Annotated in this window: 20 protein-coding genes; 19 read left to right on the top strand and 1 reads right to left on the bottom strand. The window is 62.8% G+C overall.

Features of this window, described 5'->3' with window-relative positions:
* Positions 1–6 precede the first annotated feature (6 nt).
* The 10 genes from tilS to cysK all read left to right on the top strand — a co-directional run bounded on the left by tilS (position 7) and on the right by cysK (position 12,048).
* Positions 7–1,446 carry a tRNA lysidine(34) synthetase TilS gene (gene tilS, locus H7B90_RS30200; RefSeq protein ID WP_185139624.1) on the top strand — a complete coding sequence of 480 codons (1,440 nt, stop codon included), beginning with the start codon at positions 7–9 and terminating at the stop codon, positions 1,444–1,446.
* A gap of 42 nt (positions 1,447–1,488) precedes the next feature.
* Positions 1,489–2,028, top strand: coding sequence for a hypoxanthine phosphoribosyltransferase (hpt, locus tag H7B90_RS30195; protein WP_185139623.1), 540 nt, complete (start codon positions 1,489–1,491; stop codon positions 2,026–2,028).
* Between the two features lie 111 nt (positions 2,029–2,139).
* The gene (gene ftsH, locus H7B90_RS30190; protein WP_185139622.1) at positions 2,140–4,155 is read left to right on the top strand and encodes an ATP-dependent zinc metalloprotease FtsH; all 2,016 of its coding nucleotides are present in this window, start codon (positions 2,140–2,142) and stop codon (positions 4,153–4,155) included.
* Between the two features lie 301 nt (positions 4,156–4,456).
* Positions 4,457–5,395: a quinolinate synthase NadA gene (gene nadA / locus H7B90_RS30185; protein WP_185139621.1), complete on the top strand. Its 939-nt coding sequence runs from the start codon at positions 4,457–4,459 to the stop codon at positions 5,393–5,395.
* Positions 5,396–5,429: 34 nt separating this feature from the next.
* Positions 5,430–7,043 carry an L-aspartate oxidase gene (gene nadB / locus H7B90_RS30180; protein WP_185139620.1) on the top strand — a complete coding sequence of 538 codons (1,614 nt, stop codon included), beginning with the start codon at positions 5,430–5,432 and terminating at the stop codon, positions 7,041–7,043.
* Positions 7,036–7,935: a carboxylating nicotinate-nucleotide diphosphorylase gene (gene nadC / locus H7B90_RS30175; protein WP_185139619.1), complete on the top strand. Its 900-nt coding sequence runs from the start codon at positions 7,036–7,038 to the stop codon at positions 7,933–7,935. Before nadB ends, nadC begins: the two co-directional genes overlap by 8 nt.
* Entirely contained in the window at positions 7,932–8,696 is a 765-nt protein-coding gene (locus H7B90_RS30170) for a type III pantothenate kinase (protein ID WP_185139618.1), read from the top strand. Before nadC ends, H7B90_RS30170 begins: the two co-directional genes overlap by 4 nt.
* 50 nt (positions 8,697–8,746) lie before the next feature.
* Complete coding sequence (gene hslO / locus H7B90_RS30165) at positions 8,747–9,628, top strand: Hsp33 family molecular chaperone HslO (RefSeq protein WP_185139617.1); 882 nt, start codon at positions 8,747–8,749, stop codon at positions 9,626–9,628.
* A gap of 15 nt (positions 9,629–9,643) precedes the next feature.
* Positions 9,644–10,642 carry a peptidylprolyl isomerase gene (locus H7B90_RS30160; RefSeq protein ID WP_185139616.1) on the top strand — a complete coding sequence of 333 codons (999 nt, stop codon included), beginning with the start codon at positions 9,644–9,646 and terminating at the stop codon, positions 10,640–10,642.
* A gap of 467 nt (positions 10,643–11,109) precedes the next feature.
* Positions 11,110–12,048 (top strand): cysteine synthase A, encoded by a 939-nt coding sequence (cysK, locus tag H7B90_RS30155; RefSeq protein ID WP_185139615.1) that lies wholly within the window; start codon positions 11,110–11,112, stop codon positions 12,046–12,048.
* 419 nt (positions 12,049–12,467) lie between these two features.
* Here the strand turns inward: cysK and H7B90_RS30150 are convergent, their stop codons facing one another.
* Entirely contained in the window at positions 12,468–13,979 is a 1,512-nt protein-coding gene (locus tag H7B90_RS30150) for an FAD-dependent oxidoreductase (protein ID WP_185139614.1), read from the bottom strand.
* 217 nt (positions 13,980–14,196) lie between these two features.
* Between H7B90_RS30150 and H7B90_RS30145 the strand changes: the two genes are divergently transcribed.
* From H7B90_RS30145 to lysS, 9 genes are all read left to right on the top strand, one after another.
* Entirely contained in the window at positions 14,197–15,798 is a 1,602-nt protein-coding gene (locus H7B90_RS30145) for an anthranilate synthase component I family protein (protein WP_185139641.1), read from the top strand.
* Positions 15,799–15,906: 108 nt separating this feature from the next.
* Positions 15,907–16,488, top strand: a complete 582-nt coding sequence (gene pabA / locus H7B90_RS30140; RefSeq protein WP_185139613.1) for an aminodeoxychorismate/anthranilate synthase component II — start codon at positions 15,907–15,909, stop codon at positions 16,486–16,488.
* On the top strand, positions 16,485–17,363 hold the full coding sequence (locus H7B90_RS30135; RefSeq protein ID WP_185139612.1) for an aminotransferase class IV: 879 nt from the start codon (positions 16,485–16,487) through the stop codon (positions 17,361–17,363). Before pabA ends, H7B90_RS30135 begins: the two co-directional genes overlap by 4 nt.
* Complete coding sequence (gene folP, locus H7B90_RS30130; RefSeq protein ID WP_185139611.1) at positions 17,360–18,217, top strand: dihydropteroate synthase; 858 nt, start codon at positions 17,360–17,362, stop codon at positions 18,215–18,217. The genes H7B90_RS30135 and folP overlap by 4 nt, the downstream gene beginning before the upstream one ends.
* Before the next feature lie 3 nt (positions 18,218–18,220).
* On the top strand, positions 18,221–18,613 hold the full coding sequence (gene folB, locus H7B90_RS30125) for a dihydroneopterin aldolase (protein WP_185139610.1): 393 nt from the start codon (positions 18,221–18,223) through the stop codon (positions 18,611–18,613).
* A 7-nt stretch (positions 18,614–18,620) separates the two neighbouring features.
* Positions 18,621–19,127: a 2-amino-4-hydroxy-6-hydroxymethyldihydropteridine diphosphokinase gene (folK, locus tag H7B90_RS30120; RefSeq protein WP_185139609.1), complete on the top strand. Its 507-nt coding sequence runs from the start codon at positions 18,621–18,623 to the stop codon at positions 19,125–19,127.
* Between the two features lie 5 nt (positions 19,128–19,132).
* Complete coding sequence (gene dusB, locus H7B90_RS30115) at positions 19,133–20,152, top strand: tRNA dihydrouridine synthase DusB (RefSeq protein ID WP_185139608.1); 1,020 nt, start codon at positions 19,133–19,135, stop codon at positions 20,150–20,152.
* Between the two features lie 258 nt (positions 20,153–20,410).
* Positions 20,411–20,887, top strand: a complete 477-nt coding sequence (greA, locus tag H7B90_RS30110) for a transcription elongation factor GreA (RefSeq protein ID WP_185139607.1) — start codon at positions 20,411–20,413, stop codon at positions 20,885–20,887.
* Between the two features lie 170 nt (positions 20,888–21,057).
* Complete coding sequence (gene lysS, locus H7B90_RS30105; protein WP_185139606.1) at positions 21,058–22,563, top strand: lysine--tRNA ligase; 1,506 nt, start codon at positions 21,058–21,060, stop codon at positions 22,561–22,563.
* Positions 22,564–22,824: the final 261 nt, after the last annotated feature.

Genomic DNA, 22,824 nt, shown 5'->3' with positions numbered 1-22,824 from the left:
GAGAGCATGGACGAGCTTCTGCTTCGGGTGAGGGAGGCGACCTCGGGAGAGAGCTGGCGCGCTCCGGGCCGGACCGTCGTGGCCGGCGTGTCCGGGGGACCCGACTCCATGGTCCTCCTTCATCTCCTTCGCGAGATGGCGAGGGAGGACGGCTTCCGCGTCGTCGCCGCCCACGTCAACCACCGGTTCCGCGGGGCCGAGGCCGACGCGGAAGAGGAGCTGGTGAAGCGGACGGCGGCGGAGTGGGGCGTTCCCTGCGAGACGATCGCCATCGACGTGCCCGCGTACATCGCGTCCTCCGGCCTGAATCCGCAGGAAGCAGCCCGCGAGAAGCGCTACGCCTATCTGCTGGACGTCGCTCGCGGCGCGGGAGCGCGGACGATCGCGCTCGCCCACCACGCCGACGATCAGGCGGAGACGGTGCTCATGCGAATTCTGCGCGGGACGGGCATCGCGGGACTGGCGGGAATTCCGGCCAGGCGGGAGGAAAAGGAATTGGAACTGATCCGGCCCCTGCTGCGTATAACCAAATGTGAGCTTCTTGAATATGGAGAGCGCAACTCGGTTCCTTACGCGTTCGACAGCAGCAACGCCGACCGCCATTACACGCGCAACGCGATTCGGCTTGACCTGCTGCCGATGCTGGAGACCTATAATCCGCGAGTGCGGGCCTCCCTCATCCGGTTGTCCGAGATGGCGGCGATCGAGAACGATTATATGGAAGCGGAAGCCGAGAAGGCGCTCGCCTCGGCGGCGGTCCGCGCGGGGGAGGGCTGGATGCTGGACCGGAGGCGGTTCCGCGGCCTCCACGTCGCTTTACAACGCAGGGTGATTAAACTAATATTGAACTATGTTGAGCCGTCTTCGTTCTCCTTCGATTATGAACGGGTCGAGGAGACGGCGTCGGCGATCGCCGCGGAGGAGCCGTCCGTCATCCGGATCGACATCGGGAACGGCTGGATCTTGAGCCGCGAATACGAAGAAGCGTACGTCGGGCCGGTTCGTCCGGCGCGCGGACCGTTCTCGTACGAGGTCCCGGGGCCCGAAGCCCGCGTGGACGTGCCCGAGGCCCGAGCCTCGTTCCTGCTGAGCCGAACGGATGCGCCCAGCCCCTCTCCGCCGGATTCGCGCTGGGAGGCTTTTTTTGACGAATCGTCTCTCGAATTCCCGCTTGCCATAAGGAACCGCCGTCCCGGAGACCGGATCGAGCCGATGGGATTAAACGGGTCCAAAAAAGTGCAAGATATGTTCGTTGACGCCAAAGTGCCGAAGTCTCTTCGGGACGGGCTGCCGCTGCTGGTCGACGCTTCGGGACGCGTCCTGTGGATCCCCGGGATGCGCCGGTCCCGCCACGCGCCGCCGACGGAAGGCAAGGCGACGGTTCGGGTTCGGGTGGAAGGGGAGCTGCGGACGAGCGGCATCGAAACGGCGGCATGTTCGAAGTAACGCCATCATACCGTTTATTAATTCGGACTGGGAGGTCCTCTCTTGCTGAACGACATTCAAGAAACACTCTACACGGAAGAACAGATCCAGGCGAAAGTCCGCGAATTGGGTGCAGCCATCAGCCGCGATTACGAAGGGCGCAACCCGCTCGTCATCTGCGTGCTGAAGGGCGCCTTTATTTTTATGGCGGACCTCGCGAAGAACATCACGGTTCCGATCGCGCTCGACTTCATGGCCGTCTCCAGCTACGGCAACTCGACCCGGTCCTCCGGGGAAGTCAGAATCGTCAAAGACCTGGACACCTCGGTCGAAGGCCGGGACGTCATCATCGTCGAAGACATCATCGACAGCGGCTTGACGCTGAGCTATATCATCGACGTGCTGGAGCGCCGCAACGCGTTGTCGGTGCACGTGGTGGCCCTGTTCGACAAGCCGGGCCGCAGAACCGTCGATCTGAACGCGGACTACACCGGGTTCGTCATCCCGGACGCGTTCGTCGTCGGCTACGGCCTCGATTACGCCGAGAAGTACCGCAATCTGCCGTTCGTGGGAGTGCTGAAGCCCGAGATTTATTCGAGCTGAAGCGAGCCTAATTCCGCGTCCGTCCGATCGTCGGCCCGTACTGCCCGTTCTATTGTGATGCCAAGACAGGCTATGGTAAAATGATGTAAGCGTGTCGGGAGGAGGTCAGGGATGAATCGGATCATCCGCAACACAGGCTTTTATCTGCTTATATTTTTGGTGACCGTCGGAATCGTGCAATTCTTCATCAGCAAGAGCGAGACGACGGAAGAACTGAATTACAACCAGCTTATCGCGATCGTGCAGCAGGACAAAGTCAAGGACCTCAGGCTGCAGATCGACAGCGGTTCCTATCTGGTCACCGGTCATTATAAAGAAAATGACAAACCAGCGAATCAGAAGAGCGATGCGTTCGGCGGACGGTTCCCCCTCGCCGATTACGCGGTCAAGGACCTGACGGACACGGCCATCAACAACGGCGCGCAGGTTACTTGGCAGAAGATGAAGGGCGAGAGCTTCTGGCTGACTTTCCTGACATCGATAATCCCGTTCGTGATTATGTTCATCCTGTTCTTCTTCCTGATCAATCAGGCGCAGGGCGGCGGCGGCAAGGTCATGAACTTCGGCAAGAGCCGCGCGCGTCTTTATAATGAAGAGAAAAAGCGAGTTACCTTCGAGGACGTGGCCGGAGCGGACGAAGAGAAGCAGGAGCTCGTCGAAGTCGTCGAGTTCCTCAAGGATCCGCGCAAGTTCGCGGCCCTCGGCGCCCGCATTCCGAAGGGCGTCCTGCTCGTGGGCCCTCCGGGTACCGGTAAGACGCTGCTCGCCCGCGCCGTAGCGGGCGAAGCCGGCGTTCCGTTCTTCAGCATCTCCGGTTCGGACTTCGTCGAGATGTTCGTCGGCGTCGGCGCGTCCCGCGTTCGCGACCTGTTCGAGAACGCGAAGAAGAACGCTCCGTGTATCATCTTCATCGACGAGATCGACGCCGTCGGCCGTCAGCGGGGCGCGGGCCTCGGCGGCGGACACGACGAGCGCGAGCAGACGCTGAACCAATTGCTCGTCGAGATGGACGGCTTCGGCGCGAACGAAGGCATCATCATCGTCGCGGCGACGAACCGTCCCGACATCCTCGACCCGGCGCTGCTGCGCCCGGGCCGCTTCGACCGCCAGATCACGGTCGACCGTCCGGACGTCAAGGGCCGCGAAGCGGTGCTCAAGGTTCACGCCCGCAACAAGCCTCTGTCCAAGGACGTCAAGCTGGACACGATCGCCAAGCGGACGACCGGCTTCACCGGCGCCGATCTGGAGAACCTGCTGAACGAAGCGGCGCTTCTGGCGGCGCGCAAGAACAAGAAGGATATCGCGATGGTCGAAGTCGACGAAGCGATCGACCGCGTCATCGTCGGCACGGAGAAGAAGAGCCGCGTCATCAGCGATCGCGAGAAGCGGATCGTGGCGTACCACGAATCCGGCCACACGATCGCGGGCTACTTCCTCGAGCACGCCGACATGGTGCACAAGGTGACGATCATTCCGCGCGGACGCGCGGGCGGCTACGTCATCATGCTTCCGAAGGAAGACCGCATGCTCGTGACGAAGCAGGAGCTGCTGGATAAGGTCACCGGGCTGCTCGCGGGCCGCGTCGCCGAGGAATTGTACATCGGCGAGATCGGCACCGGCGCCTACAGCGACTTCAAGCAAGCGACGAGCATCGTCCGCAGCATGATCATGGAATACGGCATGAGCGACAAGCTCGGGCCGATGCAGTTCGGCAGCTCGCAGGGGCAAGTGTTCCTCGGACGCGACCTCGGGCACGAGCAGAACTACTCCGACAAGATCGCCTACGAGATCGACCTCGAGATGCAGACGATCATCCAATCGTGCTACGATCGGGCGAAGAAGCTGCTGACCGAGAAGAGCGAGGAGATGCATCTCCTGGCGAAGACCCTTCTCGAGGAAGAGACCCTCGAGCTCGAGCAGATCAAGCGTCTGCTGGAGAAGGGCTCGATCGAAGGCGCGGGCGAGACGGGCGGTTCCTCTTCTTCGTCCGAGTCGGAGCCGACCTCCCTCGAGCCGACGGTCGACACGCTCGGCAACGTCAAGGTCCGCATCCAGACCCGCGACGACGAGCCGGTTCCGCCGGTGCCGGACCAACGTCCGGACGACGGATCGGAAGAGTCCAAGTAACGCGGCCAGACCGCATTCGCAACCCCCGAATCCCGCTTGGGATCGGGGGTTGTTCGCTTCAGGGAGTTCCGCCCGGATTTCCCTGACATTTGGTCGCCTGTTTTTGCGCAACATCAATTGACAGGGTTCCGTAGCGAGTGTAAATTAGTTGTTAAACGATCCCCGTATCAAACAGAGGCAGGGCTTCGTCGTCTTCGTCTTTGTGCTTATATTCACAAACTTGGCAAGCTTGGCGCGCCCCGCGGCGCGGCTTCTCAATCATCAGACCCGGGCGACTAGGCCTCAGGGAGGAGAATTCATCATGGAAGCATTGGCTTTGGAACGCAAGGCCGAACAGAACCGCGAGCTGCGGGAGAGGCTTCTGCAGCTGAAGAAGGAACGCAACGCCATCATTCTCGCCCACTACTATCAGCGCGACGAGATCCAGGAAGTAGCCGACTTCCGCGGCGATTCGTTCCTGCTCGCCCAGAAGGCGGCGGCGACGGACGCGGACGTCATCGTGTTCTGCGGCGTCCACTTCATGGGAGAGAGCGCGAAGATTCTCGCTCCGAACAAGACGGTTCTCGTCCCCGACGAGCGCGCCGGCTGCCCGATGGCCGACATGGTCAACCCGATCGGCCTGCGGGAGCTGAAGGCCAAGCACCCGAACGCCAAAGTCGTCACCTACATCAACTCGTCGGCCGACGTGAAGGCGGAGACGGACATCTGCTGCACCTCGTCGAACGCGATCAAGGTCGTCAACTCGGTCGACGCGGACGAGATCATTTGGTGCCCGGACAAGAACCTCGGCCACTACGTCTCCCAGTACACCGACAAGAAGATGATCATCTGGGAAGGCTACTGCAACACGCACGACATGCTGACGGTCAAGGACGTCCACGAGATGCGGGCGAAGCACCCGAACGCTCAGTTCGTCGTCCACCCCGAATGCCGTCCGGAAGTCGTCGCGCTGGCGGACTACGTCGGCAGCACGACCGGCATTCTGAAGTATTGCAAGGAGTCGGACTGCAAGGAATTCATCGTCGGCACGGAGGACGGAACCGGCTATCAGCTCCGTCTCGACAGTCCCGACAAGACGTTCCACTTCGCTTCGAAGTTCCTGGTGTGCCCAAACATGAAGGTCAACAACCTGAAGAAGGTCGTTCGCGCCCTGGAGACGATGCAACCGCAAATCCATGTTCCGGAAGACGTCGCCGATAAAGCCCGTTTGTCGCTGGAGCGCATGCTGCAAGTCAAGTAGCATGCGCTACTCTCTTCGTTAGGAGTCCTCTAACATGATTCCACGTTACTTGGTCGATTTCGATCCGGACGGGCTGCCCGTCCACGAGACCGACGTCATCGTCATCGGGGCCGGCATCGCCGGGCTGTTCGCGGCGATCAAGGCGAGCAAGAACAACCGCGTTCTCATGATCACGAAGAAATCCCTGTTCGACAGCAACACCCGCTACGCGCAAGGCGGCATCGCGGCGGTCATCTCCGAGGAGGATTCCCCGGAGTTCCACCGCCAGGATACGCTGATCGCCGGGGCGGGGCTGTGCGATCCCGAAGCGGTCGACGTTCTCGTGCACGAAGGGCCCGAGGGCGTGCAGGCGCTGATCCGGTACGGAACGATCTTCGACGAAGAGGACGGACACTTCGCGCTGACTAAGGAAGGAGCCCATAGTCAGCGCCGAATTTTGCACGCCAACGGGGATGCGACCGGATTCGAGATCGTCCGGGCCCTCGCGAAGAAGGTGCAGGACAATCCGGGCATCGAGCTGTGGGACGACCACTTCGCGATCGACCTGCTGACCGAGGACGGCGTCTGCCTCGGCGCGCTCGTCCAGAAGCCGGACGGCTCTCGCGTCGTCGTCCGCGGCAAGGCCACGATTCTGTGCACCGGCGGAACGGGGCAGCTGTATCGCTACACGACGAACCCGGAGGTCGCCACGGGCGACGGGATTGCCATGGCTTACCGGGCCGGAGCGGTTATCCGGGACATGGAGTTCAACCAATTCCACCCGACCTCGCTCTGCTATCCGGGCGCCCCGCGCTTCCTGATCTCGGAGGCGGTGCGCGGCGAAGGCGCCGTTCTTCGCAATATCAACGGGGAGCGGTTCATGGACCGTTACCACCCGCAGCTGGAGCTGGCTCCGCGCGACGTCGTCGCCCGGGCTATCCTTAGCGAGATGGAAGCGACGAAGTCCACGTACGTCTACATCGACATCACGCACGAGAGCCCCGAGCTGATCAAGCACCGTTTTCCGACCATCTACGAATTCTGCTTGAATTACGGGCTCGATCTGACGACGGACTGGATTCCGGTCGCGCCCGCTGCCCATTATATGATGGGCGGGGTCCGCACCGACCTGCACGGGGAGACGAACATCCAGCGGCTGTTCGCCTGCGGCGAAGCGTCTTCGACCGGCGTGCACGGGGCCAACCGCCTCGCCAGCAACTCGTTGTCGGAAGCGATCGTGTTCGGCCGCCGCATCGTGGAACGGATCGACCGGCTGCCGCCGGCGGAAGGAAGGATGCGGACCGGCTGCGCGGAAGGCCGGCACGGATCCCTGATGGGAACGGTCGTCGAGCGCCGGCTGAAGCTGCAGAAGACGATGGTCCGTTACGTCGGGCTGCGGCGGAACGCGGCGGGGTTGAGCAAGGGCTTGGACGAATTGAAGCGGCAGCTGCCGCTGTTCCAGTCGTGCCTGACGAAGCGCGAGGAGCTGGAGTTCGCGAATCTGCTGACGTGCGCGCTGCTGATGACGGAGGCGGCCCTGTCCCGCGAGGAGAGCCGGGGAGCGCATTACCGCGAGGACTTCCCCGAGCGGGACGACGCGAACTGGCGGAAGCATACGATTCTGCAACGGGAAAAAGCGATAGGCGAGGAGGTCGTCGGCCATGTTTGAACGCGAGAGCGACTGGAGAATCGGCGGACCGGCGGTGGAAGCGGTGCGCGGCCAGATCCGGGCCTGGCTGGCCGAAGATATCGGAAGCGGCGACGTGACGACGATGGCGACGGTGCCGGAGGGGCACCAGTCGCGGGCGATTATCCACGCGAAGGCTTCCGGCATTCTGGCCGGCATTCCGCTGGCGCGGCTCGTCTTCGACGTCGTCGATCCGACGTTGAACTTCGAGGCGTTGGCCGCGGACGGCGACCGGGTCGAGCGGGGAACCGTTCTCGCCGTCGTGGAAGGCTCGACGCACAGCCTTCTGACCGGAGAGCGGCTGGCGCTGAACCTGCTGCAGCGGCTGTCCGGCATCGCGACCGTGACGCGCGCCTACGTCGAGGCGGCCGAAGGGTACCCGGCCCGCATCGCGGATACGCGCAAGACGACGCCGGGGCACCGGACGCTGGAGAAGTACGCGGTGAGAGTCGGCGGCGCGTCGAATCACCGCTTCGGCTTGTACGACGCCGTCATGATCAAGGACAATCACATCAAGGCGGCGGGAGGCGTCCGCGCCGCCGTGCTGGCGGCGAAGAGCCGGGTGCCGCACACGATGAAGGTCGAAGTCGAGGCGGAATCTCTCGAGCAGGCGGAGGAAGGCGCGCGGGCGGGCGCGGACATCGTGATGCTCGATAACATGTCGACGGAAGCGATGCGCGAAGCGGTCGTCCGCCTGCGCGAGATCGCGCCGCACGTGCTCGTGGAAGCGTCCGGCGGCATGCGCGCGGAGCGAGTGCGCGAGGTGGCGCAGACCGGCGTCGACATCATCTCCGTCGGCAGCCTGACCCACTCGTTCCAGGCGCTGGACATCAGCCTCGATCTGAACGAGAAGAAGAAGGGGGAACCGTCGTGATTCTAGTCGTCGATGTCGGGAATACCAACATCGTGCTCGGTCTGTACGACGGCCCCGCGCTTAAGCAGCATTGGAGACTCAGCACGAACCGCTCTTCGACCGTGGACGAATACGGCATTCTGCTGACGAACCTGTTCCAGATCGCCGGCGTGAAGGCGGAGGAGATCAAGGGCGTCATTCTGTCCAGCGTCGTACCTCCGCTCATGCCCACGCTCGAGCAGCTGTTCCGCAAGTACGCGGGACATGAGCCGCTGATCGTCGGTCCCGGGATCAAGACGGGGCTGAACATCCGGTACGAGAACCCGAAGGAGATCGGGGCCGACCGGATCGTCAACGCGGTAGCCGGGCTGGAGCGCTACGGGGCGCCGCTCGTCGTCGTCGACTTCGGCACGGCGACGACGTTCGACTACATCGACCCGTCCGGCACGTATCTCGGAGGGGTCATCATGCCGGGAGTCGGGATCTCGGCGGAGGCGCTGTACCAGCGCGCCTCGAAGCTTCCCCGCATCGAGCTGAGCAAGCCCCGCCACGTCATCGGGCGCAATACGGTGGCCGCGATGCAGTCGGGCATTATCTACGGCTACGCGGGACAGGTGGACGGCATCGTGAACCGGATCCGCAGGGAGCATAAGGTGGAGCCGAAGGTCGTCGCCACGGGAGGCTTGGCCCGGCTGATCGCGGAAGAGACGGAGACGATCGATACCGTCGACGAGATGCTGACGCTGGAAGGTCTTCGCATTATTTACGAGCGCAACGTCTAATTAGAGGAGAGGGCGCTCTGCCTTCTCCGGGAACAAAGGAGCGCAATCGCATGAAAGATCAACTGGTGCGGGGAACGGCCTGGAACGGCGCCATTCGCGTGTTCGCCGCCCGAACGACCGAGCTCGCCCGCGAGCTGCAGCGCCGCCACGACACCTATCCGACCGCGACGGCCGCTCTCGGGCGCACGGCGACGGCCGCCGCCATGATGGGCTTCATGCTCAAGGGCGACGAGAAGCTGACGATACAGGTCAAAGGCGACGGCCCGATCGGCCAGATCGTCGTCGACGCGAACGCGAAGGCGGAAGTGCGAGGGTACGTCGACCATCCGCACGTCCATCTGCCGAGCAACGAGCACGGCAAGCTCGACGTCGCCGGAGCGGTCGGCACGACCGGGTTCCTGAACGTGACGAAGGACCTCGGGCTGAAGGAGCCGTACCGCGGAAGCGTGCCGCTGATCTCGGGCGAGCTGGCGGAAGACTTCACCTATTACTTCGCTTCGTCGGAGCAGACTCCGTCCGCCGTCGGGCTCGGCGTGCTCGTCGACACGGACAACTCGGTCATCCATGCGGGCGGCTTCGTCGTTCAGGTCATGCCGGGACTCACGGAAGAGCAGCTCGTCCGGCTGGAGAACGCGGTCGGAGCGATGCCCCACGTGACGTCGCTGCTCGATCAAGGGGAGACTCCGGAAGGCATTCTGAAGTTCCTCGTCGGCGACGACTTCGTCATCCACGAAGAGATCGAGCCCCGATTCGTCTGCCAATGCACGATGGAGCGCGTCGAACGGACGCTCATCAGCCTCGGAGCGGAAGAGCTGCGCCAACTGATCGACGAAGACGGCCACGCGGAGGTCCATTGCCACTTCTGCAACGAGACCTACCGCTTCGAGGAAGAGCAATTGAAGGAGCTCCTTGAGCGGGCGACTTCGAACTGATTAGGGGATGATGTGATGAAGCGGACGAAGCGGCGATACGGGCCGATCGTTCTGCTCGCCCTCTCGTGCGTATTGATCGGCGAGACGGGTTGTATGTCCCGGCAATCGACGGATGCCAGCCCGCCTCCGGCCGTTCCGAAGGGGGGGCTGCCTCCGGGCGCCTCCTCCGAAGCTCCGTCCGACAGCCCGTCCGCCCCAGCGGACGAGACGGTCGCGGTCGTCGGAGGGAAGCCGATCACGAGGCAGCAGCTCGTTCAGCAGCTGCTGGCGAGCTACGGCTCGCAGACGCTGCGCACGCTGATGCTGCGAATTGCCGTTGAACAGGAAGCGGAAGCAAAGGGGATCGCGATAACGGACGAAGAAGTGGATCAGGAGCTGCGAAGAATGAGCGAGGGGTACGACAGCGAAGAGGAATTCTACGCGTCGATCCGGGAGCAGCTCGGCATGGATCCGGAAGAAGTGAGAAGGGACGCCAAGTATCGGCTCCAGCTGGAGCAGCTGGCGATTCTGCCCGTCGAGGTGCCGGACTCGAAGATCGAGAGCTACATCCGGGAGCATCCGGAGGAGTTCGGCCCGCGAACGGAGCTTCGGCTCTCCCATATCGTCCTGGCTACTCCGGAGGAGGCCGGCGACGTGCTGAAGGAGCTGGAGAAGGGCGAAGAGTTCGAGAAGCTGGCCGGCGAGAGATCGATCGATTCGTTCACGGCCGACTCGGGCGGGGACATGGGATGGATCGACGCGGAGGACCCGCTCACCGACTCCGCTCTGCTCGAAGCCGCCGCGGAGCTCGACGTCGGGCAGACGGCGGGACCCGTGGAGACGGCAAGCGGCTACGAGCTCGTGAAGCTGACGGGGCGCGAGGTCACGAACGGCATGAGCCCGGAGGCGGCGAGAAGGGAAGCGCGCAAGCAGCTGGCTCTGGAGCAGGCCGCTCCGATGGCCGAACTGGAAGAGGCCTTGCTGGCGAAGTACGAAGCGGAGGTACTGGACTCATCCTTGAAGTTGAAGCCGTGAAGCGGGGATGCGGGAACGCATTCCCGCTTTTGCGTGACTTGCGCTTTGCATGCTTTTTGCGTATTGCATGCTTTTTGCGTTTTGCATCTTTTTGCGCATTGCACGCTATCTGCGCTAAATGTGCTTTTATGCAACTTGCGTTCATTGTGCTCTTGCGCCCTTTGCGCGGGTTGCGCTTTTTGCGCTCGTCATGCTTTCATCCTGTCGATGTTTTTCGGATATTTTGCTTTTCCGCATCTCTCGAGCCTTTGTTGATGAATGCGCTTACGTGATCCAGGAGCTTCGGCTGCTTTTCTCGGTTATTTCGGCGATTTTTCCCGCCGGATGGGCGCGCAGCCGGGGCGCCAGCTATTGACAATCCCGCCTATCGTTGATAAGATGGGAGAAGATGAATACCGACTGATTTAGTCGGATTAACGCAGCCGGGCGGCAACGTGCCGCTCCATATTTTGGGAGGGAATTCTGTCATGCCAAGAATCGTACAGAACGTCACCGATCTGATCGGGGATACGCCGCTCGTCCGCTTGAACCGCATCGTACCGGAAGGCAGCGCGGAGATCTACGTGAAGCTGGAATACCAGAACCCGGGCTCCAGCGTCAAGGATCGTATCGCGATCAGCATGATCGAAGTGGCCGAACAAGAAGGCAAGCTGAAGCCGGGCGACACGATCGTCGAACCGACCAGCGGCAACACCGGGATCGGCCTGGCGCTCGTCGCGGCGGCCAAGGGCTATCGCGCGATTCTCGTCATGCCGGAGACGATGAGCTTGGAGCGCCGCAACCTGCTTCGCGCGTACGGCGCCGAACTCGTTCTGACTCCGGGATCCGAAGGCATGAACGGAGCCGTCAAGAAGGCGGAAGAACTCGCGGCCGAGAACCCGAGCTATTTCCTCCCGCAGCAATTCAAGAACCCGGCTAACCTGAAGATTCACCGCGAGACGACCGGTCCGGAGATCGTGGAAGCGATCAACTCCTACGACGGCAAGCTGGACGCCTTCGTAGCCGGCATCGGCACCGGCGGCACGATCTCGGGGGCCGGCGAAGTGCTGAAGAAGAACTTCCCGAACATCAAGATCGTCGCGGTCGAACCGGCCGCATCCCCGATCCTGTCCGGCGGCAAGCCGGGCCCGCACAAGATCCAAGGGATCGGCGCGAACTTCGTGCCGGAGATCCTGAACCGCGAGATCTACGACCAAGTCGTTACGGTCGAGAACGAAGAAGCGTTCGAGACGGCCCGCACGGTCGCCAAGAAGGAAGGCCTGCTCGTCGGCATCTCCTCCGGCGCGGCTATCTTCGCGGCTCTGAAGGTCGCCAAGGAGCTGGGCGCAGGCAAGCGCGTCGTCGCGGTCGTGCCTTCGAACGGCGAACGCTACCTGTCCACGCCGCTGTTCAACTTTGAGAACTAATCTATCGGTAAGTCGAAAAAAAGAAACCCCGATTCGCTCCGCGCGGATCGGGTTTTTTTGCGTGTTAGGCGCAGGGAGGGCAGGTACAGACGAGAATGCGGCGGGCTAACGGATCCAATCGATGCTATTTGGCCGAAAATGCGCGATTCTCAATGCTAACGGATCCCAGAGACCTTATTGCGGCCCGGAAGCCCTCTTTAACCCCGAAATCCGTCAAATAGCGTCGCTACGATCCGTTAGCTTTCAAATAACGGCTTCCCGCAGCCAAATAGCGTCTCCTCGATCCGTTAGAGCTTCCCGGCGTTCGGGAGAGCTCGCCTTCGCGGGATGGCTCCTCGCCGAGTCGGATTCCCCTGCCCGGCAACTCGAGATCCTCTCGCTCTGCCACTCGCGATCCCGCCACCCGGTCCGCGTCGGCCCTAGCTCAGCCGCTCGAGGTCCTTCTTCGCGGGACCTTCGATCACTTCGCCGCGGAACGTGTACCTCGAGCCGTGGCACGGGCAATCCCAAGTCCGGTCCCCGTCGTTCCACGCCACCTCGCAGCCCATGTGCCGGCACGTCGTGTCCACGACGAACAGCTCGCCCTCGGGGCTCCGGTACGCGCCGGCCTTGCGGCCGTTCACCCGCACGTGCCCGCCTTCGTCCGGGCCGAGATCCTCCGGCTTGCGCCGCACCCACTCCAGCTTGCCGGAGATGAGCTGCCCCGCGACGTTGAGGTTCTCCTTCGCGAGCGTGCCCACGTCCGGATCGGCGTGGAAGCGCGAGGGGCTGTACAGCTCCGCGTACCGGTTGTCCCGCCCCAGGATCAGGTCGGTCAGCAGCCGGGCGGCGACGACCGACGTCGTCATGCCCCACTTGCGGAAGCCGGTCGCGACATAGATATGCTTCTTGCCCTCCGAGACATGCCCGATGTACGGCAGCTTGTCCGTCGCCTCGAAGTCCTGGGCCGACCAGCGGTACACGATGTCCGTCGCCCCGAACTCCTTCTTCGCGAAGTCCTCGAGAGCCTCGTAATGCACGAAGCCGGGCTCCTTCTGGCCCACCTTGTGCGACTCGCCGCCGAGCAGCAGCAGCTTCTCCCCGCCGTACGTGATCGTCCGCACGGAGCGGTTCGGCTTCTCCGCGCTGATGTACATGCCGCGGGGCAGCTCGCCCGGAGCGCGGACGGCGATCGCGTACGAGCTCTCGCAGTGAAGCCGGGCGAAGTAGAAGCCGCTGTCCGGAATCGGAAAATGCGAGCAAGACACGGCGTCGCCGCATGTAATCGTCCGGCCGTCCGCGCTCGTTACGGTAACGGTATCCCCGTTTTCCTCCACCTTGTCGATCGTCGTGTCCTCGAAGATCCGCCCTCCGAGCCGAACGAATTCCTCCGTCAGATGCCGCAAGTACGGCACCGGATGGAAGCGGGCCTGTCCGCGCATAACGACGGCGAGCCGCGCCGGAACGGTCAGCGGGATGCTCTTCTCGAGCGAGCCGGGGATGCCGAGCCGCTTGTAGGCCTCGTACTCCTTCTCGACGGCTTCGAGCTTGGAGCCCGAATTCGTGTAGATCCACGCGTCTTCTTCGGCGAAGTCGCAATCGATGCCGGCCTCGGAGACGAGCCGCCGGACGAACTCCAGCCCTTCCATGTTCGCTTCGTAGTAGAGCCGGGCCTTCTCCTCGCCGAAGTGGCCGATGTATTCGTCGTAGATCAGGTCGTGCTGCGCGGTGAGCTTGGCGGTCGTGTAGCCGGTCGTCCCGTTCAGCAGCTTGTCGGCCGTCGCCAGAACGACCCTCTTGCCTTCCCGGGCGAGCAGACACGCGGTCGTGATGCCGGCGATCCCCCCGCCGATGACGGCGACTTCCGTCGACAGATCCTCTTCGAGCTTCCCGTAGGAAGGCATGCTCGCGGTGGCGAGCCAATAAGATTCGGGGTAAGTGGGCAGGCCCATGTCGATCCTCCTCGATCGTTCGCTGATTCCTCGCATGGTTATATTAAGCAGAGGAGGAGATTATTAATCAGAACCGGACGAACTCGTTCGTCCGATTGGTACGAAGGCCGTAATTCGCTATAATAAGGAAAATGCGCGGACGGAAACGCACGGGAGGAACGGCGTGGAGAAGACAGGAACGACGTTGGAACAGTGGGTACGGTGGACGAGGGAGGAGATGGCGTATACGAAGCTCCCCTACGTCGCGGAGTATGACCTTCGGCCCGGGGAGGACCGGATGCCGCTCTGGAAGCGGGCCTGGGAGAAGGCGGGGGGCCACGCCTTCGTGCTGGAGAGCGGCAAGGAGGGACGATACACGTACCTCGGGCTTCGGCCGAACGCCCTCATTCGCGGCAAAGGCCGTCGAGCCGAGGCGATCGAATGGGGGCCGGAAGAGCCGGAGTCGGGCCCCGACGGCGAGGCTTCGCCGGCGGAGCCCGCCGCGACCCGCCGCCTGGAGGGCGCTCCGCTCGCGCTCGTGCGAGAGTGGCTCCTCCGCCACCGCGCTCCACTGGCCGAGGGGGCCCCGCGGTTCGCGGGCGGCGCCGTCGGCTTCTGGAGCTACGACGTCGCCCGGTCGCTCGAGCGGCTGCCGGAGCTCGCCGCCGACGATCTCGGCCTGCCGGATTACGCGTTCCTGCAGGCGGACGAGCTGTGGGTCGTCGATCACCGGCGGCTCGCTCTCTACTGCTGCCTCCACGTTCCGACCCCGGAGACGGGGGACATAGAGGCCGCCTACGAGCGAACGGCTTCCCGCGCCGAAGCGATGAAGCGGCTGTGGGACGAGATCGCCGCGTCCGCCGCCGAAGAAGCCGGGCAGGCCTTCCTTCGGGCGATGGAAGAAGCGATCGAGGAAGGCCGTTCCGACGGCCCGCTTAACGTGGAGGCCTACGAAGGCATCCGCACCGCGACGTCGAAGGAAGACTTCATGAAGGCGGTCCGGCGCATTCAGGAATATATCGGCCAAGGCGACGTATTCCAGGTCAACCTGTCGCTGCGCCAGAGCCGGCCGATCCGCACCGCGCCCGAAGACCTGTACGAGTGGCTGCGGCGGATCAACCCTTCCCCTTACATGAGCTTCGTCCGCTTCCCGGACTTCCAGCTCGTCTCCGCTTCGCCCGAGCTGCTCGTGAAGCTGGACGGCGACCGGATGAGCGCCCGCCCGATCGCCGGGACTCGCAGGCGCGGCCGCTCCCCGGAAGAGGACGCGGCGATGGAGGCCGAGCTGCTCGCCAGCGAGAAGGAGCGGGCCGAGCATATCATGCTCGTCGACCTGGAGCGCAACGATCTCGGCCGGGTCGCCGCCTACGGAACGGTGAAGGTGCCGGAGCTGCTGACGGTCGAACGCTATTCCCACGTCATGCACCTCGTCTCGCAGGTGGAAGGGAAGCTCGCTCCCGGCAAGGACGCGTTCGACCTGCTGGCGGCCGCCTTCCCCGGGGGCACGATCACCGGCGCGCCGAAGATCCGCACGATGGAGATCATCGAAGAGCTGGAGCCGGTCCGGCGCGGCACGTATACCGGATCGCTCGGGTGGATTGACTACGCCGGGAATATGGAATTTAATATACTTATCCGTACGATGGCGGTCCAGGACGGCGTGTGTCACATTCAGGCGGGAGCGGGAATCGTCATCGATTCCGATCCGGAACGCGAGTTCTACGAATGCATGAACAAGGCCAAGGCGCTCTGGACGGCGGTACGCCACGGAGAACGATACGAAGCACGGCACGCAGAACGGCACGCAGAATGGCGCGACGAACCGCGCGCGGAACGATAAGCGGAACGGCACGCCGAACGATACGCAGAACGGCACGGAGCCGGCCGCGAACAGTACGTCATCGGATCCGCGCGGCCAAGGCCGGCCGGACCTTAAGGAGGAACCGTCATGATTCTGGTGATCGACAACTACGATTCGTTTACCTATAATTTGGTCCAATACTTGGGAGAGCTCGGCGAAGACATTCAAGTGTACCGCAACGACGAGATCGATCTGGACGGCATCGCGGCTCTGAAGCCGGACCACATCCTCATCTCGCCCGGACCGTGCACGCCGAACGAGGCGGGCGTCAGCCTCGGCCTGATCGAGCGCTTCAAGGGAGAGATCCCGATTTTCGGCGTCTGCCTCGGCCACCAGTCGATCGGGCAGGCGTTCGGCGGCGACGTCGTGCGCGCGGACGAGCTCATGCACGGGAAGACGTCCGAGATCTCGCACGACGGCAAGACGATTTTCGAAGGAATCCCGTCTCCGTTCACGGCGACGCGCTACCACTCCCTGGTGGTCAAGAGAGACACGCTCCCCGACTGCCTCGAGATCAGCGCCGAGACGCCGGACGGCCAGATCATGGGGCTGCGTCACAAGGAATACGTCGTCGAAGGGGTGCAGTTCCACCCCGAGTCGATCATGACCGAGAGCGGTCTGACGATGCTTCGCAACTTCCTGGCGAACAAGTCGGGGATCCGTTCATGAAGCTTCTGGTCGACGGACAATTGAGGAACAGCGAAGAAGCCGTGATCTCCGTCTACGATCACGGCTTTCTGTATGGGATGGGCTTGTTCGAGACGTTCCGCACGTACGGCGGGAAGCCGTGGCTGCTCGAACGGCACGCGCGCCGGCTCGAGGAGGGCTGCCGCCTGCTCGGCATCGGCTACGTCCCCGATCCGCGGCGCATGGCCGATTCGGTCGCGAGCCTGCTCGCCGCCAACGGCTGGGAAGACGCCTATATCCGCTGGTCGGTGTCGGCCGGGGACGGCGCGGTCGGTCTGCCGGCGGGCGATTACGACCGGCCACGCGAGATCGTCTACGCGAAGCCGCTGCCGCCGGACGAGCCGGACACCCGCCCGGGCAAGCCGCTGCGGCTGCTGAAGCTGCGCCGGAGCGGGCCCGAAGGCGACGTTCGATTAAAATCTTTCCATTATATGAACAATATCCTTGCCAAAAGAGAGCTTGCCGCCGCAGGGGCCGCCCCCGGCACCGAAGGATTGTTCCTCAATGCGGAAGGACGCGTGGTGGAGGGACTCGTGAGCAACGTCTTCTGGGCGAAGGACGGCAGGCTGTATACTCCTTCGCTCCGGACAGGGCCGCTTCCCGGAATCACCGCCCGGTACGTGCTGGAGCTGGCGGCCGCCTCCGGCATTCCGGCCGAAGAAGGGGAATACGGACCGGAGCGGCTGTGGGAAGCCGACGAGATCTTCGTCACGAACTCGATCCAGGAGATCGTTCCGGCGGCCGTTCTGGAGAGCGAAGACGGCAGCCGGCGGAGAAGCTGGGAGGCGCCCGGAACGATCGCCCGCCGCCTCATGCGCGAATATCGGAAGGCAGCGGAGAGAGGAGACGCGGAATGAAGCCGATTTTCTACCAACGAACCTACGAGTGGGACGACGGGCTGAGGCTCGAGCTGGGCCGGCGGACGCTCGTCATGGGCATTCTGAACGTCACGCCCGATTCCTTCTCGGACGGAGGTCGTTACTTCGACCCGGAAGCCGCCGTCGAGAGGGCGAGGCGCATGGCCGAAGAGGGGGCCGACCTGATCGACATCGGAGGCGAATCGACGCGGCCGGGGCACGAGCCGGTCTCGGCGGAGGAGGAGATCCGGCGCATCGTGCCGGTCATCCGGGCCGTCCGCGAAGCGGTGAAGCTGCCGATCAGCGTCGATACGTACAAGGCGGAGACGGCCAGACATGCGTTGGAAGCGGGCGCCCACATCCTGAACGACATCTGGGGCTTCCGGAACGATTCGGCGATGGCGTCGGTGGCCGCCGACTACGGCTGCCCGGTCATCCTGATGCACAACCGCCGCGACCGCGACTATTCGGACTTCGTGCCGGACGTGCTCGCCGATCTGCGTCAGAGCGTGGACCGCGCCCATGCGGCGGGCGTCCAGGACGAGAACATCTGGCTCGATCCCGGCTTCGGCTTCGCCAAGGATTACGGCCAGCATCTGGAGCTGATGGGCCGGCTGGGCGAACTGAACCGTCTCGGGTACCCGGTGCTGCTCGCGACTTCGCGCAAGTCGTTCATCCAGAAGACGCTGGGTCTTCCGGCGGACGACGTGCTCGAGGGGACGGGGGCGACGACGGCGCTCGGCATCATGCAGGGCTGCCAGATCGTGCGGGTGCACGACGTGCGGCAGATGAGGCGGGTCGCGGACATGACGGACGCGATCGCCTATTACGGAACCGGCGAAGGAGGAAGCTGACGGATGGATCGTATGGTTTTGAAAAGAATGGTATTCTACGGCTACCACGGAGTGTTCCCGGAAGAGAACAAGCTCGGGCAGCAGTTCATCGTCGATCTGGACCTGCGTCTCGACCTGGCCAAGGCGGCCGCGAGCGACGACGTGAACGACACGGTCAACTACGCCGAGATTCACGCGCTGGTGAAGGAGATCGTCCAGGGACCGCCCGTGAAGCTGATCGAGGCGCTCGCCGGAAACATTGCAACCGCGGTGCTCGGTGCTTATACTAGTATCATCGAAGCGACCGTATCGGTCACGAAGCCGCATCCTCCGTTCGACATTACATTCGACGGGGTGACGGTGGAGCTTCGGAGAACCCGGGACCAAGGCGGCAACGTCGTTCCCGCAGAGGATTGAAGCCATCGTGTGGGAAGCATACGCGGCGCTCGGCGCCAATCTGGGCGACCGGGAAGCGTCGCTTCGCGAAGCGATCCGCCGCCTAAGCGATGCCCAAGGCATCGAAGTGAGGCGGATTTCGCGGATATACGAGACCGACCCCGTCGGGTATACGGAGCAGCCTGCTTTTCTGAATATGGCCGTCGCTCTCGGCACCTCTCTCTCCCCTCTCGAGCTGCTTCGGGCCATGCTCGGCATCGAGAAGGAGATGGGGCGCGTCCGGGATCTTCGCTGGGGGCCTCGCGTCATCGACCTGGACCTGCTCCTGTACGAAGACGTCGGCATGGAGACCGACGAGCTGACGCTGCCGCATCCCCGAATGGGAGAGCGGTCGTTCGTGCTGGTGCCGCTTAAGGACGTCTGGGCGGGCGAAGAGGCGGGCTATCCGTGGAAGGAATGGACGACGGAAGACGCCATGAAGCGGGAAGGAATCCGAATCTGGTCCCCTGAAGGGACCGCGGGAGAAAGGAGCTAAGCGCAATGCTTAAAATAGGCGATATCGAGATGAGCAACAACGTCGTGCTCGCCCCCATGGCGGGGGTGTGCAACCCGGCGTTCCGGCTCATCGCCAAGGAATTCGGCTGCGGCCTCGTCTGCGCGGAGATGGTCAGCGACAAGGCGATTCTGCACGGCAACACGCGCACGCTGGAGATGCTGTTCGTCGACGAGCGCGAGAAGCCGCTCAGCCTGCAGATCTTCGGCGGGGACAAGGAGTCGCTCGTCGAGGCGGTCAAGTTCGTCGACAAGAACACGAACGCCGACATTATCGACATCAACATGGGCTGCCCCGTGCCGAAGGTGACGAAGTGCGACGCGGGAGCCCGCTGGCTGCTCGATCCGAACAAGATCTACGAGATGGTGTCCTACGCGGTCGACGCGGCGAAGAAGCCGGTCACCGTCAAGATGCGCATCGGCTGGGACGACGAGCATATCTACGCGATCGAGAACGCGCAGGCCGTCGAACGCGCGGGCGGCGCCGCCGTCAGCGTGCACGGCCGCACCCGGGAACAATTGTATACGGGCAAAGCGAACTGGGATATTATAAGGGACGTTAAACAAGCCGTCTCCATTCCGGTTATCGGCAACGGCGACGTCTTCTCCCCGGAGGACGCCGAGCGGATGCTGAGCCATACGGGCGTCGACGGCGTCATGATCGGGCGAGGGGCGCTGGGCAACCCGTGGATGCTGTACCGGACCGTCCACTACCTGACGCGCGGCGAGATTCTTCCGGAGCCGGAACCGGCCGAGAAGATCCGCATCGCGATGCTGCACCTCGACCGGCTCATCAACCTGAAGGGCGAGGGGCAAGCGGTCCGCGAGATGCGCAAGCACCTGGCCTGGTATCTGAAGGGGCTTCCGGAGGCGGCGCGCGTCAAGAACGAGATCATGGAGATGACGACCCGTGCCGCGGTGGAGAAGCGGCTTCGGGAGTACGTCGATTCGCTCGCCGAAGAAGCGGCGGCGGGCGTCTCCGCGACGGGGGAACGGCTGGTCCACTGACCGCTCCGAGCGAGCGAATGGCGGCTTTTCCGCTAATTGACATTTCCATGGGGTTGAAATATAATCGTTAACAATATTCGCGACCGGGTAAGCGTTATCGGTCGTTCGAACATCCAAGTGTCATGTCAGCGGTGAACCGCCATATATTGAGTAGCAACGGCCATGCCGCCGAAGGGCGGCCCGGCCGGCGACGAGATCGACGCAGCCCATTCATGCCTCGGATGCATGAAATCATACCCTCGACAGGAGATCGGTGAGATGAGCGACAAGGAAGTCCTTCTAACCCCGGACGGGTTGAAGAAGCTCGAAGAAGAGCTGGAGAACCTCAAATCGGTCAAGCGCCGGGAAGTGGCCGAACGGATCAAGATCGCCATCGGATATGGCGACATCAGCGAGAACTCGGAGTACGAAGACGCGAAGAACGAGCAGGCCTTCATCGAAGGGCGCATCATTACCCTCGAGAAGATGCTGCGCAACGCCCGGATCATCAATAACGACGAGATTGATCTCGATACGGTGAGCATCGGTTCCACGGTCGTCGTCGAAGACCTGGAGTTCGGGGACATCGTCGAATACACGATCGTCGGCACGGCGGAATCCGACCCGCTGCAGAACAAGATTTCCAACGAGAGCCCGGTAGGCCGAACGATTATTGGCAAGAAGAAGGGAACGACGGTCGAAGTCAACGTTCCAGCGGGCATCATTCAATACAAAATCGTCGATATCAAGAAGTAAGCGCGAGAACGACAACGGATGGCGGTCAGCGGGGCGTCATGTACGGCCGGGCTGATCGCCTTTTTCCATGAAGCTTCCTCCGGAAGCTTCTTTGAACGTGTAGCGGTATCGTCGGTGTAAGGCGACATAGACAAGCATGAAGGCATTATAAGCTGGAGGGATAGCGGATCATGGAACAAGTGAATCAGAACGAGACGGCGGAGCTCAGCGAGCTTCTGACGATTCGGCGCAACAAGCTGGACGAGCTTCGGGCCTTGGGCATCGACCCGTTCGGCGTGAAGTTCGAGCGGACGCACCAGGCGGGCCCGATTCTGGAGCAGTACGACGCCAAGACGACCGAGGAGCTGGACGAGCTGAACGTGCCCGTCACGGTGGCCGGCCGCATCATGCAGAAGCGGGTGATGGGCAAGGCTTCGTTCGCGCATATTCAGGATTTGACGGGGAAAATCCAAATCTACGTCCGGGCCGATTCGGTCCCGGAGACGAAGTACAAGGCGTTCAACCTGCTCGACATCGGCGACGTGATCGGGGTACAAGGCACCGTCTTCAAGACGAAGACCGGCGAGACCTCCATCAAGGTCAGCGATCTCGAAGTGCTCACGAAGTCGCTGCTCCCGCTGCCGGACAAGTTCCACGGGCTGAAGGACGTGGAGACGCGCTACCGTCAGCGCTACGTCGACCTGATCGTCAACCCGGACGTTCAGAAAACGTTCGTCACGCGCTCGCGCATCATCCAATCGATGCGCCGGTATCTGGACGGTCGCGGCTATCTGGAAGTAGAGACGCCGACGCTGCACGCGATCGCGGGAGGCGCCGCCGCCCGTCCGTTCATCACGCATCATAACGCGCTGGACATGCAGCTCTATATGCGGATCGCGATCGAGCTTCATCTGAAGCGGCTTATCGTCGGCGGCCTCGAGAAGGTGTACGAGATCGGCCGGGTCTACCGCAACGAGGGCATCTCGACCCGCCACAATCCGGAGTTCACGCTGCTCGAGCTGTACGAGGCGTATGCCGACTACAAGGACATCATGCAGCTGACCGAGGATCTGATCGTGCATCTGGCGAAGGAAGTGCTCGGCACGACGAAGATCACTTACCAGGGGCAGGAGGTCGACCTGTCGACGCCTTGGCGCCGCGAGTCGATGACTTCGCTGATCCAGAAGGCGGTCGGCATCGACTTCACCGCGGAGATGACCGACGAAGAAGCGCACCGTCTGGCGAAGGAGCATAAGGTGCCGGTCGAGCCGCATATGACGTTCGGCCACATCGTCAACGCGTTCTTCGAGACGTTCGTCGAGCATACGCTCATTCAGCCTACGTTCGTCACGGGGCACCCGGTGGCCATCTCGCCGCTGGCGAAGAAGAACGACAAGGATCCGCGGTTCACGGACCGCTTCGAGCTGTTCATCGTCGCCCGCGAGCATGCCAACGCGTTCTCCGAGCTGAACGACCCGATCGACCAGCGCGAGCGCTTCGCCGCGCAGATGGTAGAGAAGGCCGCGGGCAACGATGAGGCGCAGGATCTGGACGAAGACTTCATCCGCGCGCTGGAATACGGCCTGCCGCCGACGGGCGGCCTGGGCATCGGCATCGATCGTCTGATCATGCTGCTGACCGATCAGCCGTCCATCCGCGACGTTCTGCTGTTCCCGCACATGCGCGACCAAGACTAATCGGATTATCGGATAATACGCGTTATCGGATAGATACGCGTTATCAGGTAAGCGGATAGATCGGCGTTATCGGATAGATACGCGATAAGCGGCCGCTCGTCTCCGGCTCGTTCCGGAAGCGGGCGGCCGTTTCCTTAATGGCTGATTTTGGTTCGAAAAAAATTCGGAGAAAAGGTTGCATCCTGCACGTAGGCTGTGATATATTATTCAAGTCGCCGCTGACGGCAGCGACAACGAAGCAAGACGAACGAACTTGTTCCT

This window comes from Cohnella xylanilytica, assembly GCF_014212175.1.
GTDB lineage: Bacteria > Bacillota > Bacilli > Paenibacillales > Paenibacillaceae > Cohnella > Cohnella xylanilytica.
The sequence above is the reverse complement of the archived record's forward strand: the minus strand, read 5'-3'. Positions and strand labels throughout refer to the sequence as shown.

Excerpts from the sequence above, each read along its gene's own strand:
- tilS (WP_185139624.1), top strand. The coding sequence starts at position 7 with ATGGACGAGCTTCTGCTTCGGGTGAGGGAGGCGACCTCGGGAGAGAGC.
- ftsH (WP_185139622.1), top strand. The coding sequence starts at position 2,140 with ATGAATCGGATCATCCGCAACACAGGCTTTTATCTGCTTATATTTTTG.
- nadA (WP_185139621.1), top strand. The coding sequence starts at position 4,457 with ATGGAAGCATTGGCTTTGGAACGCAAGGCCGAACAGAACCGCGAGCTG.
- nadB (WP_185139620.1), top strand. The coding sequence starts at position 5,430 with ATGATTCCACGTTACTTGGTCGATTTCGATCCGGACGGGCTGCCCGTC.
- nadC (WP_185139619.1), top strand. The coding sequence starts at position 7,036 with ATGTTTGAACGCGAGAGCGACTGGAGAATCGGCGGACCGGCGGTGGAA.
- hslO (WP_185139617.1), top strand. The coding sequence starts at position 8,747 with ATGAAAGATCAACTGGTGCGGGGAACGGCCTGGAACGGCGCCATTCGC.
- H7B90_RS30160 (WP_185139616.1), top strand. The coding sequence starts at position 9,644 with ATGAAGCGGACGAAGCGGCGATACGGGCCGATCGTTCTGCTCGCCCTC.
- cysK (WP_185139615.1), top strand. The coding sequence starts at position 11,110 with ATGCCAAGAATCGTACAGAACGTCACCGATCTGATCGGGGATACGCCG.
- H7B90_RS30150 (WP_185139614.1), bottom strand. The coding sequence starts at position 13,979 with ATGGGCCTGCCCACTTACCCCGAATCTTATTGGCTCGCCACCGCGAGC.
- H7B90_RS30145 (WP_185139641.1), top strand. The coding sequence starts at position 14,197 with ATGGCGTATACGAAGCTCCCCTACGTCGCGGAGTATGACCTTCGGCCC.
- pabA (WP_185139613.1), top strand. The coding sequence starts at position 15,907 with ATGATTCTGGTGATCGACAACTACGATTCGTTTACCTATAATTTGGTC.
- H7B90_RS30135 (WP_185139612.1), top strand. The coding sequence starts at position 16,485 with ATGAAGCTTCTGGTCGACGGACAATTGAGGAACAGCGAAGAAGCCGTG.
- folP (WP_185139611.1), top strand. The coding sequence starts at position 17,360 with ATGAAGCCGATTTTCTACCAACGAACCTACGAGTGGGACGACGGGCTG.
- folB (WP_185139610.1), top strand. The coding sequence starts at position 18,221 with ATGGATCGTATGGTTTTGAAAAGAATGGTATTCTACGGCTACCACGGA.
- dusB (WP_185139608.1), top strand. The coding sequence starts at position 19,133 with ATGCTTAAAATAGGCGATATCGAGATGAGCAACAACGTCGTGCTCGCC.
- greA (WP_185139607.1), top strand. The coding sequence starts at position 20,411 with ATGAGCGACAAGGAAGTCCTTCTAACCCCGGACGGGTTGAAGAAGCTC.
- lysS (WP_185139606.1), top strand. The coding sequence starts at position 21,058 with ATGGAACAAGTGAATCAGAACGAGACGGCGGAGCTCAGCGAGCTTCTG.